Here is a 1953-nt window from a genome sequence, read left to right as displayed (position 1 = left end):
GTGAGCAACGAAAGCCTGGCCAACCTGCTCAAGGAGGAGCGCAGGTTTGCGCCGCCCGCCGAGCTGGCCGCGCACGCCAATGTGACGGCGGAGGCGTATGAACAGGCCAAGGCTGACAGGCTCGGCTTCTGGGCCGAGCAGGCCCGCCGGCTGGCCTGGGCCACCGAGCCGGCCGAGACGCTGGACTGGTCGAACCCGCCGTTCGCGAAGTGGTTCCAGGACGGGCGGCTCAACGTCGCCTACAACTGCGTGGACCGGCATGTGGAGGCCGGACTGGGCGACCGGGTCGCGATCCACTTCGAGGGCGAGCCCGGCGACAGCCGGGCGATCACCTACGCCGAGCTGAAGGACGAGGTCTGCCGGGCCGCGAACGCCCTGCTCCAGCTGGGGGTCCGGGCGGGCGACCGGGTCGCGATCTACATGCCGATGATCCCGGAGACGGCGGTCGCGATGCTCGCCTGCGCCCGGATCGGCGCCGCCCACTCGGTGGTCTTCGGCGGGTTCTCCGCGGACGCGCTGGCCACCCGGATCCAGGACGCCGACGCCAAGCTCGTCATCACCGCCGACGGCGGCTACCGCCGCGGCAAGCCCTCCGCGCTCAAGCCCGCCGTCGACGACGCCATCGACCGCGTCGACAACGTCGAGCACGTCCTCGTCGTGCGCCGCACCGGCCAGGACGTCGCCTGGTCCGACGGGCGGGACGTGTGGTGGCACGACCTCGTCGGGGCGCAGCCGGCCGAGCACACGCCGGAGGCGTTCGAGGCGGAGCACCCGCTGTTCATCCTCTACACCTCCGGCACCACGGGGAAGCCGAAGGGCATCCTGCACACCTCCGGCGGCTACCTCACCCAGGTCGCCTACACCCACCACGCGGTCTTCGACCTCAAGCCGGCCACGGACGTGTACTGGTGCACCGCGGACGTCGGCTGGGTGACCGGGCACTCGTACATCGTGTACGGGCCGCTGGCCAACGGCGCCACCCAGGTCATGTACGAGGGCACCCCCGACACCCCGCACCAGGGCCGCTTCTGGGAGATCGTCCAGAAGTACGGCGTCACCATCCTCTACACCGCGCCGACCGCGATCCGCACGTTCATGAAGTGGGGCGACGACATCCCCGCCAAGTTCGACCTGTCCAGCCTGCGGGTGCTGGGCTCGGTCGGCGAGCCGATCAACCCCGAGGCGTGGATCTGGTACCGCAAGCACATCGGCGCCGACCGCACGCCGATCGTCGACACCTGGTGGCAGACCGAGACCGGCGCGATGATGATCTCCCCGCTCCCGGGCGTCACCGAGACCAAGCCCGGCTCCGCACAGCGGCCGCTGCCCGGCATCTCGGCCACCGTCGTCGACGACGAGGCCCGCGAGGTCCCCGACGGAGGCGGCGGCTACCTCGTGCTGACCGAGCCGTGGCCGTCCATGCTGCGCACCATCTGGGGCGACGACCAGCGCTTCCTCGACACCTACTGGTCCCGCTTCGAGGGCCGCTACTTCGCCGGTGACGGCGCGAAGAAGGACGACGACGGCGACATCTGGCTGCTGGGCCGGGTCGACGACGTCATGCTCGTCTCCGGCCACAACATCTCCACCACCGAGGTCGAGTCCGCACTCGTCTCCCACCCCGCGGTCGCCGAGGCCGCCGTCGTCGGCGCCGCCGACGAGACCACCGGACAGGCCATCGTCGCCTTCGTCATCCTGCGCGGCACCGCCTCCGAGGACGACCAACTCGTCGGCGCCCTACGCGACCACGTCGGCGCCACCCTCGGCCCGATCGCCAAGCCCAAGCGCATCCTGCCCGTCGCGGAACTGCCCAAGACCCGCTCCGGCAAGATCATGCGCCGACTGCTGCGCGACGTCGCCGAGAACCGCCAGCTCGGAGACGTCACCACCCTGACCGACTCCACGGTCATGGACCTCATCCAGGACAAACTGCCCGCCGCACCCAACGAGGAC

The 1953-nt window shown here is 70.8% G+C and carries 1 protein-coding gene; it reads left to right on the top strand.

The genetic code is table 11. The annotated features are described in order from the left end of the window. Positions 1 to 1953: acetate--CoA ligase (gene acs / locus Q8A52_RS48790; RefSeq protein ID WP_316765145.1), on the top strand; the 1953-nt coding region annotated here is incomplete at both ends.

The organism is Streptomyces herbicida, from assembly GCF_032656585.1.
In the GTDB taxonomy this organism is placed as follows: Bacteria; Actinomycetota; Actinomycetes; order Streptomycetales; family Streptomycetaceae; genus Streptomyces; species Streptomyces herbicida.
This window is presented reverse-complemented; position numbering and strand designations above follow the sequence as displayed.